The sequence below is a fragment of the Pontibacter mucosus genome (assembly GCF_003054055.1).
GTDB lineage: Bacteria > Bacteroidota > Bacteroidia > Cytophagales > Hymenobacteraceae > Pontibacter > Pontibacter mucosus.
The window spans coordinates 193,855-208,768 of the sequence record NZ_QBKI01000007.1; the positions used below are offsets into that span (position 1 = coordinate 193,855).

The 14,914-nt window shown below is 55.7% G+C and carries 10 protein-coding genes; 9 read left to right on the forward strand and 1 reads right to left on the reverse strand.

Annotated elements, in window-relative coordinates; translation table 11 throughout:
* Positions 1-192: 192 nt before the first annotated feature.
* Positions 193-339, reverse strand: a complete 147-nt coding sequence (locus C8N40_RS22705; protein WP_211318119.1) for a hypothetical protein — start codon at positions 337-339, stop codon at positions 193-195.
* Positions 340-869: 530 nt separating this feature from the next.
* On the opposite strand from C8N40_RS22705, the gene C8N40_RS14705 reads away from it, so the two are divergent.
* The 9 genes from C8N40_RS14705 to C8N40_RS14745 all read left to right on the forward strand — a co-directional run bounded on the left by C8N40_RS14705 (position 870) and on the right by C8N40_RS14745 (position 14,884).
* A complete protein-coding gene (locus C8N40_RS14705; RefSeq protein ID WP_108212532.1) occupies positions 870-2,420 on the forward strand; it encodes a GAF domain-containing protein in 1,551 nt (516 codons plus the stop codon).
* Positions 2,421-2,495: 75 nt separating this feature from the next.
* Positions 2,496-6,596 (forward strand): chemotaxis protein CheB, encoded by a 4,101-nt coding sequence (locus C8N40_RS14710; protein ID WP_108212533.1) that lies wholly within the window; start codon positions 2,496-2,498, stop codon positions 6,594-6,596.
* A gap of 579 nt (positions 6,597-7,175) precedes the next feature.
* Positions 7,176-8,855: a GMC oxidoreductase gene (locus C8N40_RS14715; protein ID WP_108212534.1), complete on the forward strand. Its 1,680-nt coding sequence runs from the start codon at positions 7,176-7,178 to the stop codon at positions 8,853-8,855.
* 124 nt (positions 8,856-8,979) lie between these two features.
* Positions 8,980-10,446, forward strand: coding sequence for a Gfo/Idh/MocA family protein (locus tag C8N40_RS14720; protein WP_108212535.1), 1,467 nt, complete (start codon positions 8,980-8,982; stop codon positions 10,444-10,446).
* A gap of 53 nt (positions 10,447-10,499) precedes the next feature.
* On the forward strand, positions 10,500-11,063 hold the full coding sequence (locus C8N40_RS14725; protein ID WP_108212536.1) for a gluconate 2-dehydrogenase subunit 3 family protein: 564 nt from the start codon (positions 10,500-10,502) through the stop codon (positions 11,061-11,063).
* Between the two features lie 225 nt (positions 11,064-11,288).
* Complete coding sequence (locus tag C8N40_RS14730) at positions 11,289-12,452, forward strand: Gfo/Idh/MocA family protein (protein WP_170114113.1); 1,164 nt, start codon at positions 11,289-11,291, stop codon at positions 12,450-12,452.
* Between the two features lie 71 nt (positions 12,453-12,523).
* Positions 12,524-13,579 (forward strand): sugar phosphate isomerase/epimerase family protein, encoded by a 1,056-nt coding sequence (locus tag C8N40_RS14735; RefSeq protein ID WP_108212538.1) that lies wholly within the window; start codon positions 12,524-12,526, stop codon positions 13,577-13,579.
* Positions 13,580-13,612: 33 nt separating this feature from the next.
* The gene (locus tag C8N40_RS14740; RefSeq protein ID WP_108212539.1) at positions 13,613-14,119 is read left to right on the forward strand and encodes a c-type cytochrome; all 507 of its coding nucleotides are present in this window, start codon (positions 13,613-13,615) and stop codon (positions 14,117-14,119) included.
* A gap of 9 nt (positions 14,120-14,128) precedes the next feature.
* The gene (locus C8N40_RS14745; protein WP_108212540.1) at positions 14,129-14,884 is read left to right on the forward strand and encodes a 3-keto-disaccharide hydrolase; all 756 of its coding nucleotides are present in this window, start codon (positions 14,129-14,131) and stop codon (positions 14,882-14,884) included.
* Positions 14,885-14,914 lie beyond the last annotated feature (30 nt).

A 14,914-nucleotide genomic window follows, 5' to 3' on the forward strand; every position in this document is an offset into this window, starting at 1 on the left:
GTTCCGGTGACGAGCTGAAGGCGAGGCAGCCCGAGGCACGAGGGCAGGAAGCGAAAGCAGCGCGATGCCCGAAGGCGAGCCCTCTCGGGCTTGAGAGCTCCAAAACTAGAGGTGCAACGTTAGGTTTATGCGAACTATAGGATGAACGGCAGCTAGTAAGTATAGCTTGGTTCAAATGGAAGGAAGCAGTGGCTAGGAAAGTATAGCCTGACAAGTATAAAAGTATGGCTTACGCGGACTCGGAAGTCCACAGCAGAATTGGTTCCAGACAAGGATGTCCGGAACAGCAGTGTAGAAAAGTATAAAAGTATAGCCAAAGTATAAAGTATGGCTCTTCAAGCCAGTCAAGTTGCAAACCCAACATCATAGTAGGCACGGGTTGCAAACCCGCGCCAGCGGTGGGGACGGACAAAGTTAAATCGACAAGTATAAAGTATAGCTCAAGTATAAAGTATACCTAAAGTATAGCTTTTCAAATCAACCGATTCACAAACCCGTCTTTAATCTAGCGTAGGGAATTACAAACCTGGCCTGAGCCGCCCAAGAGAATACCATTCAACCCTCATCCATTCTACCTCATATGAAATTTATACAAAAGGCTCTCCACGAATAGCAGGTTAAATGCTATTTTTTTAATCAGAAGGTATTACTTTTATGAAATCCGGGATAAGCCTTTCAGCTATCAGACTAACAGGTTTCTACGTTTGCCTGTAACTTTAGAAGCTCCAATTGGTTAATCCTGCACAGCAGGGCAAGTATAATTTGGCCTGCTGTGGTTTATGCTTCCGGATGGTGCAGGAGAAGCCTGTGCCCTTCATCGCTGAATTATTTTGCACCCGGCCCTATGCGCCAAAAGCGTTTAATACCAAATGGAGAAACCCACAGCCCCAGTAAACATTAATGTTGAGAAAAATTACGACTCGGAGTTTTGCGGAAGTATACCGCTGCATCTGGTAAACCTGGTGCAGCCGCATGGGGTGCTGCTGGTGCTGGATAAGCAAGACCTGCGCATCCTGCAGGTCAGCGAGAACGTGGAGCGTTTCCTGTTTGCCAAACCCGATGAGCTGCTGGGCCTGCCGTTCTCCGACTTGCTGGCCGAAGGGCAGTATGAGGATATCCTGGCCAAGCTCCACACGCAGGATAGCCAGGACAAAATACCGCTCACGCTCCGTTTTCAGGTGCAGGGCAGGGAAACCGCCTTTTCGGTGCTGATCCTGCCGCAGCAGGACTACGTGCTGGCAGAGTTGGAGGAGAGCGTGGATAGCCCCAAGGAATCCTTTGTGCGCCTGTACCAGCACATCAAGTATATTACCTCGCTGCTGAAACAGGCCGGCACCTACCCCGAGATTGCCCAACGCGCGGCCGAGGAGCTAAAGCAATTCTCCGGTTTCGACAGGGTGCTGGTGTACCAGTTCGACCCGAAGTGGAACGGCATCGTGATAGCGCAGGCAAAGGAGGAGGACATGGCCGATTACCTGGGCCTGCGCTTTCCGGCCTCCGATGTGCCCAAGCAGGCCCGCGATTTATACTTCCGAAACCCTTACCGGCTTATCCCCACCCGCGACTATAAACCCGTCCGCCTTATCCCCGTCCTCAACCCGCTTACCCAGCGTTTTACCGACCTCTCGGAGAGCAGCCTGCGCAGTGTGGCCAACGTGCACCTGGAGTACCTGGCCAACATGAACATTACGGCCTCCATGTCGCTGCCGATCATCATCGACGGCCAACTGTGGGGGCTGATATCGTGCCACCATAAAACAGCCAGGTACCCGGGCTATGAGATGCGGTCTGCCATGGAGCTGCTTTCGGGCATACTTTCGGCCCAACTGGAGGCCAAGCAGCGGGAGGAAGTGATGGCGCTGCGGGTGCAGCTGCGCAGTATGCACGTAAAGCTGGTGGAGCAGCTGTACGACGCGACCCATTTTGCCGATGGTCTGCTTAAAAAGGGAGACAGCCTGAAGGAGCTGCTCTCGCTGGGTGGTGCGGCTGTGGTGTATGAGGGGAATATCTGGCTGAGCGGCGATACCCCTGGCAAGGACGAGGTAAGGGAGCTGGCCTCGTGGCTGAGGCGCAACAAAAGCGGCCTGTTTGCCACCAGCATGCTCACCCACGACTACCCGCACAGTAAGGGCTATAAAGAGGTGGCCAGCGGCCTGATAGCAATGCCCATCAATGCCGAGCAGGGCGATTTTATACTGGGCTTCAGGCCGGAGGTGGCGAAAACCATTGCCTGGGGAGGCAACCCCAACAATGCCGTCCAAATGGAGCCGGACGGTAAGTCTTACCACCCGCGCAATTCCTTTGCCATTTACCAGGAGACTGTGAAAAACACCTCCCAGCCCTGGAGTATGGAAGAGCTGGAGGCCGCCGAGAAACTGCGAAACGCCGTGCTGGAGAAGATAGTAAAGGAGCGGTACTGAAGGCTCTAACTGCCTCATCTGCCATAACATTAGTCGCAGATATCAAGTAAACAGCAAGTATTACCAGTAGCTTAAATGACAGCACCCAAATCAGCACCCCAGTTTAAAGAAAGTAAAATTGCGCCCACTGACCATTACCTGGTAGGGATAGGCGCGTCTGCCGGCGGCCTGGAGGCAATCCACAAGCTGTTCGATCATTTTCCCAGCAATTCCAGCTTTTCCTTTGTTATCATACAGCACCTCTCGCCAGACCACAAAAGCCTGATGGCCGAGCTGCTGAGCAAGCACACGCAGATGCAGGTGCGGGAGGCCGAGGACGATATGTTCACCAAGCCTAATTGTGTGTACGTACTGCCCAGCGGCAAGCAGCTGACCATGGAGAACGGGCGTTTGCGCCTCTCCGACAAGGTGCGCAGCCGGGAGCCCAACTTCGCCATAGACCTGTTTTTTGAGTCGATGGCGAAGAGCCGCGGCAAGTATGCCATCGGCATTGTGCTTTCCGGCACCGGCACCGATGGCACCAAAGGCGCCCGCGCCATACGCAAGGCCGGGGGCATGGTGGTGGTGCAGAGCCCCGAGAGTGCCAAATTCGACGGCATGCCCCGCAGCGCGATAGATGCCGGCGCGGCCGATTATGTGCTGACCCCGGAGCAGATGCCGGAGGAGATTATGGAGCATACCCGCAAGGTGCCGCTGGTGAAGAGCCTGATAGAGCAAAACGAGGACGGGCAGGACTCGGAGGTGCTGAAGGAGATCCTGGACCTGATTTGCAACCACACTCAAACCGACTTCACCAACTATAAGGAGGCCACCCTGATGCGGCGCATCCGCAAGCGCATGGACTACCTGCGCCAGAAAAGTATGGCCGACTACCTGAACTTCCTGCACGAGCACCCGGGCGAGATCAAGAAGCTGTGCCAGGAGTTCTTCATCAACGTGACCAATTTCTTCCGCGACCCGGAGGCCTTTGAGTGCCTGGAGAAGGAAATTATCCCGCAGATTATAGAGGCAAAGGCGGAGACAGAGGCCGTGAAAGTATGGGTGGCGGCCTGCAGCACCGGCGAGGAAGTATACTCGCTGGCTATACTTTTCAGGGAGGCCTTTGATAAGCTGGGGCGCGAGCCTAACGTAAAACTATTTGCCACCGACATAGACCAGCACGCCATCATGCTGGCGTCCAAGGGCAGTTATCCGCTCTCTATATCCAAGCATGTTTCGCCGGAGCGGCTGGAGCGCTTCTTCCACCTGCGGGGCAACCGCTACATTATTAATGAAGATGTGCGCAAACTGGTGGTGTTTGCCCAGCACGACCTCCAGAAGGACCCGCCCTACAGCCGCATCGACCTGGTGTCGTGCCGCAACATGCTCATCTACCTCAACCCGGACCTGCAAAACAAGGTCCTCTCCCTGTTCCCGTACGCGCTGAACCTGGGTGGGTACCTGTTCCTGGGCTCCAGCGAGAATATCGGTTCCATGAAATCCTATTTCACGGAGGTGAACCGGAAATGGAAGATCTTCCGAAAAATAAAAGAGGGTTCGGGAGCAAGGCAGAGCTACGGCCTGACCGACTACGCCAGCAACGGCAGTACAAACGGGCAGGTAACCAAACTTAAACCCGCTCCCGAGTCGCGCTACAACGAATCCTTTATGGATGCCGTGTCGGAGGATTTTAAGGTAACGGCCTTTTATGTGGACGAGCACTACCAGCTGTTGCACGGCATCGGCGACATCAACCGCTTCCTCAAGTTTCCTGACAGGCGCCTGCACTTCAACCTGATTAAAATGGTGCCCGAGGAGCTGGCCGTAACCCTGAGCGTGGGAATCCGGAAGGCCCTGAAGCAGGACCGCAAGGTGGTGGCCCGGCAGGTGGCCTTAAAGCTGGGCAAAAAGGAGCAGCTGGTGCATGTGTCCATCCGGCCTGTCGCTCTGGATAAGGGGCAGCCCAAAGTTATACTGGTGCTGCTGCAGGAGCTGGGCGAGGTAACGCCGCTGCCCAAAGTATTGGACCTTTCCTTTGTGTCGGACGATGACTACTACCAGCAGCTGACGGCCCTGGAAGCTGAGCTGAAGGAAGCCCGCGAAGGACTGCACCTGACCGTGCAGGACCTGAGCACAGCCAACGAGGAGCTGCAGAGCACCAATGAGGAGCTGATGTCATCAAACGAGGAGCTGCAAAGCTCGAACGAGGAGATGCAGTCGCTTAACGAGGAGCTGCACACGGTAAACTCGGAGCATCAGCTTAAAATAAAGGAGCTGCAGGAGCTGAACGAGGACCTGGACAACTACATCCGCAGCTCTAACATCGGGCAGCTTTTCGTAGACCATCACCTGATTATCCGCAAGTTCACGCCTTTTATAGAAGGACTCATTAATATAATTGACAGTGACCTGGGCAGGCCTATCCATCACCTGTCGCACAACCTGAAGTACTCCCGCCTGATAGAGGACATCAAAGAGGTAAACAATACCTCGGTGGAGAAAGAGCAGGAGGTGGAGACTGTGGACGGCAGGTTTTACCTGATGCGCATTATCCCCTACCTGAAGCACGACGGCAACAGGGACGGCGTGGTGGTGAGCTTTGTGGATGTGACCACCCTTAAAACACTGAGCAATGTGGTGCAGGGGGTGCTGAACAGCTCGTTTAACAGCATCATGGCCTTTAAGGCAATGCGCGACGAGAACCAGCAGGTAAAAGACTTTGCCTGGACGCTGCTCAACAGGAAAACCGAAAGCGTGATTGGGCAATCGCAGGGAGAATTGCTGGGCACAAGTGTGCTCTCGGTCATGCCTTTCCTGCGCAAGAGCGGCCTGTTCCGTAAGTTTGTAGAAGTGGTGGAGAACGGCAAATCCGTGCACGTGGAGCAGCAGCTGGAGATAAATGACCAGAAAACCTGGTATGAGATTGCCGCCGTGAAAATGGGCGATGGCGTCACGGTGACCATGGCCGACATCACGGAGAAGAAGAACAGCGAAGACAAGGTGCTGATGGCCTACGAGGAGCTGAAGGTGGCCGAGGAGAACCTGATCAAGCTGAACAACGAGCTGGAGAAGCGCGTGGCAGCGCGCACGCAGGAGCTGTCGTCCAGCGAGGAACGCTTCCGGATGGTATCGATGGCTACTACCGACGTGATTTGGGACTGGGACGTGGTGAACAACGAGATATGGTGGAGCGACAGCCTGAAGGCGATGCTGGGCTACGAGAAAGAGGAGATGGGAAAAGGGGTAGAGTCCTGGTACAAGCTGGTGCACCCCAACGACAGGGCGGAACTGGAGAAAAGCATTGGGCTTGCCATCAACGCCGGCAACGACCAATGGACGGGCACCTACAGGGTCCTGAAAAAGGACGGCTCCTACGCCTACATTTCTAACCGCGCCCAGATTATGCACAACGAGTACCAGATGCCGTACCGCATGCTGGGCTCCTTTATAGACCTGACAGACCTGAAGCTGACACAGGAGAAGCTGCAGGCCACCAACGAGCACCTGCTGCGCGTTATCGAGGACCTGGATACCTTCGTCTACACCGCCTCGCACGACCTGAAAACGCCCATCAGCAACATAGAGGGGCTCTTGCTGCTGCTCGAGCACCAGGTGGCGGCCGCAGGTCCCATTCCGGGGGAGCCCATACAACCGGTGTTCGATATGATGAAGGGGGCGATAAGCCGCTTTAACAACGTGATAAAAGACCTGACAGACATTGCCAAGGTGCAGCGCGGCATCGACGGGGAGCCGGAGCAGGTGGATGTGCAGGAGGTGTTTGAGGAGGTGGCGGCGAGCATGCAGGAAACAATTGACAGCGAGCATGCCCAAATCAACGCCGACTTTAGTGGTGCCCCGCAAATAAGGTTCTCCAAGAAAAACCTGTATAGTGTGCTCTATAACCTTATCAGCAACGGCATTAAGTATAAAGCTGCCGGGCGCAACCCGGAGGTAACGCTTAAAACGGAGCGGGTTGACGGTTACGTGCTGCTTACCGTATCTGACAATGGCCTGGGCATCAGCCGGGATAACCAGACGAAGCTATTCACACTGTTCAAGCGTTTCCATGCGCATGTGGACGGAACAGGTATGGGGCTCTACATCGTAAAGCGCCTGGTGGATAATGCCAGTGGTTACATCACCGTGAGAAGCGAAGAGGGGGTAGGGTCCACCTTTGAAGTATACTTTAAAGCGTAGGCCATCTTGCCATGCCTCGTATTGGCTGCCAGCCGCTTAAGGGGGGCTTACCAATGGAGGTAGGTATACTTATACCCTTATGGATTCATTTATGCGCAACGGACCTACTTGCCATGCAGCGTGAATTCCCCTCCTTGGAGGGGCCAGGGGTGGGTTTGATGGCAAAATAAAGGCAGATGCGCACAACTTGATATTGGTACTAGCTGAACCTTGCCTATCACTAAGTATGGGATAGGTTGCCGCAGCCGCCACTCATTAGAAAATAAAGTATGGCAGAGGCCACCCCGGTGCTTTCGGGGTGGCCTTTTCTCGTTTCTGCCTGCTGCCAAGGCTCTCCATGACAGTGGTTAAACACAGATTTAGATATGATTTTTCTGAATTTTCTGAAAATGAGCAAGAAGAATTAAGCACTCACTTGATTTTTTGTATCCTTTCCAATATCTTGATTCCTTAAAACCTGAATTAGCGGCAGGGTGAACAGGGGGCGGGGTTTCTCCGTTGAACGTTCCTCTACCGGCAGTTATGGGTACACCAGGAGAAACTTAACTAAACAATCTAAACGAGGATTCACCCTTACTTATGGCGGAGAATGTATATGACGCAATCGTAGTGGGCTCAGGTATTTCTGGCGGCTGGGCTGCCAAGGAGCTTACTGAGAAAGGCTTAAAAACTATCATGCTGGAGCGTGGGCGTAATATTGAGCACATCAAGGATTACAAGAACGCAACCAAGCACCCATGGGAATTCCCGCACCGCGGACGCAGAACGCAGCAGATGATCGAGGACTACCCGGTTCTGCGCCGCGACTACCCGCTGAACGAAACCAACCTGGACTACTGGGTGAACGAGAAGGAAAGCCCGTACACTGAGGTGAAACGCTTCGACTGGTACCGTGGCTACCATGTGGGGGGGCGTTCCCTGATGTGGGGTCGCCAGAGCTACCGCCTCGCCGACATCGACTTCGAGGCCAATGCTAAAGATGGCATTGCCGTGGACTGGCCGATTCGCTACAAGGACCTGGCGCCGTGGTACAGCTACGTGGAAAAATTTGCCGGCATTAGCGGCGCGAAAGACGGCATCCCGCACCTTCCGGACGGTGATTTTATGCCGCCGATGGACATGAACTGCGTGGAGAAGGACGTAGCCGCTCGCCTGAAGGCACACTACAAAGGCAACCGCCACATGATTATCGGCCGTGTGGCCAACATCACACAGCCGCACCACAACCGCACCAACTGCCAGTACCGCAACAAATGCTGGCTGGGCTGTCCGTTCGGGGGCTACTTCAGCACGCAGTCGGCTACCTTGCCGGCCGCCATGGCCACGGGTAACCTCACGCTGCGCCCATACTCTATCGTAACTAAGGTAATCTACGACAAGGACACCAAGCGCGCCAAAGGCGTGGAAGTGCTTGACGCCGAGACAAACCAGACGTATGAGTATTTCGCCAAGGTCATCTTCCTGAACGCCTCTACCCTGAACACGACCTGGATTCTGATGAACTCCGCCACCGATGTATGGGATGGCGGTTTGGGCAGCAGCAGCGGCGTGCTGGGCCACAACCTGATGGATCACCACTTTCGCCTGGGCGCCTCCGGCGTGGCAGAGGGCTACGAGGATAAGTATGTGTACGGCCGTCGTCCGAACGGTATTTATATCCCGCGCTTCCGTAACCTGAACGGCGAGAAACGCGATTATATCCGTGGCTTCGGTTACCAGGGCGGCGCCGGCCGCGAGGGCTGGGGCCGCGAGATTGCCGAGCTCACCATTGGCGGCGACTTTAAAGACGCCCTCACCGAGCCAGGTAACTGGACGATGGGCATCACTGCCTTCGGTGAAATTCTGCCTTACCACGAGAATAAGGTAACGCTGGACAAGACGAAGAAGGACAAGTGGGGCCTGCCAGTGCTTTCCATCGACTCCGAGCTGAAGGAGAATGAGATGAAGATGCGCAAGGACATGATGGAAGATGCCAAGGAAATGCTGGAAGCAGCCGGGCTGAAGAACGTGAACGCGTACGACGCCGGTTACGCCATGGGCCAGGGCATCCACGAGATGGGTACCGCCCGCATGGGCCGCGACCCGAAGAGCTCTGTGCTCAACGGAAACAACCAGGTATGGGATGCGCCGAACGTATACGTTACGGACGGTGCTGCCATGACCTCAGGCGGTTGCCAGAACCCATCGCTCACCTATATGGCCCTTACGGCCAGAGCGGTAGACCATGCGATGGGCGAGCTGAAGCGCATGAACCTTTAAGAACCAAGTATAAACTGAAGTATAACCCGCATTATGGGCCAGATGTAAGGCCCCGGCAGGGGCGGGTTATACTTCAGCCTTACCTTTTGCCATACTTTCCTTCATTCCAAACCCTTTAAAAGCTATGTCTGAGAAAGATAAGAATACATCTCTGAACAACTCCCGCAGGAATTTTATGAAGGTCGGTGCGCTGGCCGCGGCAGGTTTCTTTATTGTGCCCCGCCATGTGCTGGGCAAAGGCTATGTGGCCCCAAGCGACAGGCTGATCGTGGCAGGTATAGGCGTAGGAGGGATGGGCGGCAACGACATTAACGGCGTGTTTAACAGCGGCAAGGCCGATATCGGCTTTCTCTGCGATGTGGACGACCGCCGGGCGCAGAAATCGAGGGAGAAGTTCGCCAAGGCCAAGTATTACAAGGACTGGCGCGAGCTGTTTGAGAAGGAAGGGAAGAACTTTGATGCCGTTACCGTTTCCACACCAGACCATAACCACGCCGTAGTGGCCATGGCTGCCATGCAGATGGGCAAGCACGTGTATGTGCAGAAGCCGCTGACGCATGACATCTATGAGGCCCGCGTGCTGACCGATGCTGCCAAAAAGTATAAAGTAGTCACGCAGATGGGTAACCAGGGGGCCTCCGGCGACGGGGTGCGCCAGCTCCGCGAGTGGTACGATTCCAAGGCCATCGGCGACGTGCACACCGTGTACTGCTGGACAAACCGCCCCGTGTGGCCGCAGGGCATTCCGTGGCCTGGTACCAAGGCTGAGGTGCCGCAAGGCCTGGATTGGGACCTGTGGCTGGGCACAGCCCCTTACACCGACTACGTGGAGAAACTCGTGCCCTTTAACTGGCGCGGCTGGTGGGAGTACGGAACCGGCGCCCTCGGCGACATGGGCTGCCATATCGTGGAGCCCGCCTTCACCGTACTTGATCTTACCTATGCCAAAGACGTGCAGGCCAGCGTAGGCAGCGTGTATGTGGACGAGTTCCAGCGCGGCTATTTCCCCGAAAGCTGCCCGCCCTCAAGCCACGTGACCCTCACCTTCCCTAAAACAAAAAAGACCAAAGGCGATGTGACGGTTTACTGGATGGACGGCGGCATTCAGCCGTCGCGTCCGGAGGAACTGGGCCCGGAGGAGGTATTCGGGGATGGCGGGAACGGGGTGCTTTTTATCGGCACCAAAGGCAAAATGATGGCAGGCACCTACGGCGAGAACCCGCAGCTGTTGCCCACAAGCCGTACGTCCGAGTTCAAGGTAAAAGACAAGCATAAAATCACCCGCGTGCCGGGTAGCGCCGGCGGCCACTACAACCAGTGGGTAGAGGCCTGCATCGCCGGTTATGGCAACAAGGAGGTGAGCTCGCCATTTGAGATTGCCGGCCCGCTGACCGAGGCGCTGCTCATGGCCAACCTGGCCATCCGCGGCATCGACATCCGCACGCCAAGGGCGGACGGCAAGGGCTTCAACTACCCGGGCCGCGACCTGAAGCTGCTCTGGGACAACGACAATATGCGCGTGACTAATTTTGACGAAGTGAACAAATACGTGAAGCGGGAGTACCGCCCCGGCTGGACGCTGGGCGTTTAAACCTGCCGCGCTAGAAAGTATAAAAAGAACCATATCGCTGTAAGAACAATACGATGAACAGAAGAGAAGCATTAGGAGCCGTAGGCTGGATACTGGGGGGGACCCTGATTAGCGCCGACCTGTTGGTGTCCTGTACCGCCAAGCCGGTAAAATATAACGACCTGTTCGACCAGGAACAGGTGGCTTTCCTGAACGAGGTGGGCGAAACCATACTGCCTGAAACCAGCACCCCCGGCGCCAAAGCCGCTGATGTGGGAGGCCTGATGGCCGTGATGGTGCAGGACTGCTATACCAAGGAGGACCAGCAGGTGTTCCTGGACGGCATCAAGAAGCTTGACGAGGCCAGTAAGGACAAGTTTGGTGACAAGTTCATGAAGCTGACGCCTGAGCAGCGCACTGAGCTGCTGACCGCCATCGATGCCGAGGCCAGAAAGTACCAGTCTGAGAAGAAGCCGGAGGACCCGAACCACTACTTCCGCATGATGCGGGAGCTGACGCTGTTCGGTTTCTTCACCTCAGAAGTAGGCGCCACCAAAGCCCTGCGCTACGTGGAGACACCGGGCCGCTACGACGGTTGCGTTCCCTACAAAAAAGGCGACCGCGTTTGGGCTACGTAAGCCTGCACGTTAATTTCTTCTCTGGACGAATTGGGTTACCCTTAATAAGGTAAATCCACCGGATGTAAAGTATAAACCGCTGCGCCTGAGCAAGTATAAAAAGTATAAGCGCGTGAGCAGCGGGTAAAGTATGACAAAGTATAAATACAGCCGTACAAGGTTGTATTTATACTTTGTTTATGTGTTTAAAACTACTCCTTGCACGGAGTAGAATTAAGTAAAACTATGTCTAAGAAACTACGCTTAGGAATGATAGGCGGTGGGCAGGGAGCCTTTATAGGCGCCGTGCACCGTATCGCCCTGCAAATGGATGGAGAGTACGAGCTGGTATGCGGCGCCTTCAGCAGCAACCCCGAGAAATCGAAGGCCAGCGGCCAGGAGCTGGGGCTGCAGCCGGAGCGGGTGTATACTTCCTACCACGAGCTTTTTGAGCGGGAGCTGCAACTGCCGGAAGACCAGCGCGTGCAGGTGATCAGCATCGTGACCCCGAACCACGTGCACTTCGAGCCGGCCAAACTGGCGCTGGAGAACGGCTTCCATGTGGTGCTGGACAAACCCATGACCTTTAGCCTGCAGGAGGCGCTGGAGCTGCGCGAGGTGGCCAAAGCCTCTGGCAAGCGTTTTCTGTTAACCCATACCTATACCGGCTACCCGATGGTAAAAGAAGCGCGCCAGGTGGTGGCTTCCGGCCGATTAGGCAAGATCCGCAAAGTATACGTAGAGTACCCGCAGGGCTGGCTGAGCCGCTTTGAGGAAGGCGAAGGAAACAAGCAGGCCTCCTGGCGCACCGACCCCAGCCAAAGCGGCGTGGCCGGCGCCATGGGCGACATCGGCACCCACGCCTTTAACCTGGCCGAGTACGTGAGCGGCCTTTCCGTAACGAAGATTTGTGCCGATATTAATATTGTGGTAGAAGGCCGGCAGTTAGACGACGACGGTGCGGTACTGCTGAAGTTCGAAAACGGCGCCAGCGGAGTGCTGATTGCCTCGCAGGTAGCAGCCGGGGAGGAGAACAACGTGAAAGTGCGCGTGTTTGGCGAGCACGGCGGCGTGGAGTGGCAGCAAAGCGACCAAAACACCATGATGCTGAGGTGGCTCGACAAGCCGGCCGAAGTATGGCGTACCGGCGGAGGCTACGTTAGTTCCTACGCCCAGCACAACACCCGCACACCGGCCGGTCACCCGGAAGGGTATCTGGAGGCTTTTGCCAACCTGTACCGCAACTTTGCCCTCTGCGTTAAGGCCGATCTGGCAGGAGAGCAGCCTAAGCCCGAGTGGCTCGATTTTCCGGGCATAGAGGAGGGCGTGCGCGGTATGGCCTTTATCGAGGGCGTGATTGCCTCCGGTAAATCAGACCAGAAATGGATGGACTTTAGCACGGAAGTATAGGGCGTCGCTGCAAAGTATAGTTATACTTTAGACAGAACGCACTTCCATACTTTAACATGAAATCATAAACTATGAACACGATAAAAGGACCGGCCGTTTTCATTGCGCAGTTTGTGCAGGACACGGCACCATTCAACAACCTGAAGGACATCGCCCAGTGGGCGGCCAACCTGGGGTACAAAGGTATCCAAATCCCCACCAACGACCCCCGTTTTATAGATTTGCAGAAAGCCGCCGAGAGCAAGACCTACGCCGACGAGATCAACGGCATTGTGCAGGAGGCGGGCATTCAGATCACCGAGCTGTCCACGCACCTGCAGGGGCAGCTGGTGGCGGTGCACCCGGCCTATGACACCCTCTTCGACGGCTTCGCGCCTGAGGCGTACCGCAACAAACCGAAGGCCAGGCAGGAGTGGGCCGTGCAGCAGCTCAATTATGCCGCCAAAGCCTCGCAAAACCTGGGCCTGAACGCTTGCGCCACGTTTAGTGGTGCACTCCTGTGGCCTTACGTATACCCCTGGCCGCAGCGTGCCGCCGGGCTGGTGGAAACCGGCTTCGAGGAGCTGGGCAAACGCTGGACACCGATTCTGGATGTGTTCCAGGAATGCGGTGTGGACCTGTGCTACGAAACCCACGCCGGTGAGGACATCCACGACGGCATCACCTACGAGATGTTCCTGGAGGCGGTGAACAACCACCAGAGCGCCTGCCTGCTCTACGACCCGTCGCACTTTATACTGCAGGCCCTGGACTACCTGGAGTTCATCGACATCTACCACGAGCGCATCCGCATGTTCCATGTGAAAGACGCCGAGTTTAACCCATCCGGAAGGCAGGGCGTGTATGGCGGCTACCAGAACTGGGTGAACCGTGCCGGCCGTTTCCGCTCGCTGGGCGATGGACAAGTGGACTTCAATGGCGTGTTCAGCAGACTCACGCAGTATGATTACAAAGGCTGGGCAGTGCTGGAGTGGGAGTGCGCCCTGAAGCATCCGGAGGACGGAGCCCGTGAGGGAGCGACCTTCATCAAAGACCATATCATCCGGGTAACCGAGCGTGCCTTCGACGACTTTGCCGCATCCGGCATCGACCAGGGTATGAACAAAACTATACTTGGCTTATCCTAGAACACACCATACACTAAACCATACTTCTAAACGATGAGAAAGAACCTGCTTATACTTGGCGTTGGCTGCCTGGCCTTTGCCTACGCCTGCGGCGATGCCTCCAACACCAACAACGAAGAGGGCGGCAGTACCACCAGTTACAGTGTAGAGGGGAGCGAGATGGACTCTGCCTCCGGGGCCGCGGTGAGCGCCTCTGCCAGACAATCGGAGGTAGACACCAACCGCATGGACATCGGCACCGACCGCGCAGCTGGGGGTGCCGGAGCAGCCACGGCAGGAAACTTCGAGAAAGGCTCCAAGCTGATTGCGGGTTCCGACTGCCTTGCCTGCCACCAGGTAGAGAAAAAGATAGTGGGCCCGTCTTATACCGAGGTGGCGCAAAAGTATGAGTTCAACGACAAAAACGTGGACTACCTGGCGGGCAAGATCATCGAGGGCGGCTCCGGCGTATGGGGCCAGGTACCGATGACACCGCACCCGAATATCCCGAAAGCCGATGCCCAGGATATGGCACGTTACATCTTATCGCTCAGAAAATAACAAAAACTCATGCTGAAGAAATACATAGCCGGATTAGCCCTCCTTGCACTGGCGGGCTGCCAGTCTACCGACCAGGAAACCAACACCACGACCATGGCCGATAACGAGCAAAACCCGACCACAGCCGAGTCGGAAGGGGAGTGGATCTCCCTCTTCGACGGCGAGACCACCAAAGGCTGGCACACCTATGGCAAGGATGCCGTGGGCAAGGCCTGGATAGTGGACGACGGCGCCCTACACCTGGACGCCTCTAACAAAAAAGACTGGCAGACCAGCGACGGTGGCGACATCGTGACGGAGGATGAGTTTGATAACTTCCACCTGCAGTTGGAGTGGAAAGTGGCCGAGAATGGCAATAGCGGCATCATCTTTTACGTAAACGAGGATACCTCCAAGTATAAGTATAGCTGGAACACCGGCCTGGAAATGCAGGTGCTCGATAACAACGGCCACCCCGATGCTAAGATAAAAACGCACCGCGCCGGCGACCTGTACGACCTGATTGCCAGCAGCCCTGAAACGGTGAAGCCGGCCGGGGAGTGGAACCAGGTGGAGATCATCAGCAACAATGGCAACCTGGTGTTTCATCAGAACGGCGAGAAAGTGCTGGAAACCACCCTGTGGGACGACAACTGGCGCCAGATGGTGGCCAAAAGCAAGTTTGCCGACATGCCGAACTGGGGCACCTTTAAGTCGGGTAAAATAGCCTTGCAGGATCACGGAGACAACGTGTGGTACCGCAACATCCGCATCAAAAGACTCTAATCATACTCCATCCACCCTTAAACAGCAACC

Bases quoted from the DNA above. Each gene is read 5' to 3' on its own strand.
- C8N40_RS14740 (WP_108212539.1), top strand. From the start codon at position 13,613: ATGAGAAAGAACCTGCTTATACTTGGCGTTGGCTGCCTGGCCTTTGCC.
- C8N40_RS14735 (WP_108212538.1), top strand. From the start codon at position 12,524: ATGAACACGATAAAAGGACCGGCCGTTTTCATTGCGCAGTTTGTGCAG.
- C8N40_RS14745 (WP_108212540.1), top strand. From the start codon at position 14,129: ATGCTGAAGAAATACATAGCCGGATTAGCCCTCCTTGCACTGGCGGGC.
- C8N40_RS14710 (WP_108212533.1), top strand. From the start codon at position 2,496: ATGACAGCACCCAAATCAGCACCCCAGTTTAAAGAAAGTAAAATTGCG.
- C8N40_RS14730 (WP_170114113.1), top strand. From the start codon at position 11,289: ATGTCTAAGAAACTACGCTTAGGAATGATAGGCGGTGGGCAGGGAGCC.
- C8N40_RS14715 (WP_108212534.1), top strand. From the start codon at position 7,176: ATGGCGGAGAATGTATATGACGCAATCGTAGTGGGCTCAGGTATTTCT.
- C8N40_RS14720 (WP_108212535.1), top strand. From the start codon at position 8,980: ATGTCTGAGAAAGATAAGAATACATCTCTGAACAACTCCCGCAGGAAT.
- C8N40_RS14725 (WP_108212536.1), top strand. From the start codon at position 10,500: ATGAACAGAAGAGAAGCATTAGGAGCCGTAGGCTGGATACTGGGGGGG.
- C8N40_RS14705 (WP_108212532.1), top strand. From the start codon at position 870: ATGGAGAAACCCACAGCCCCAGTAAACATTAATGTTGAGAAAAATTAC.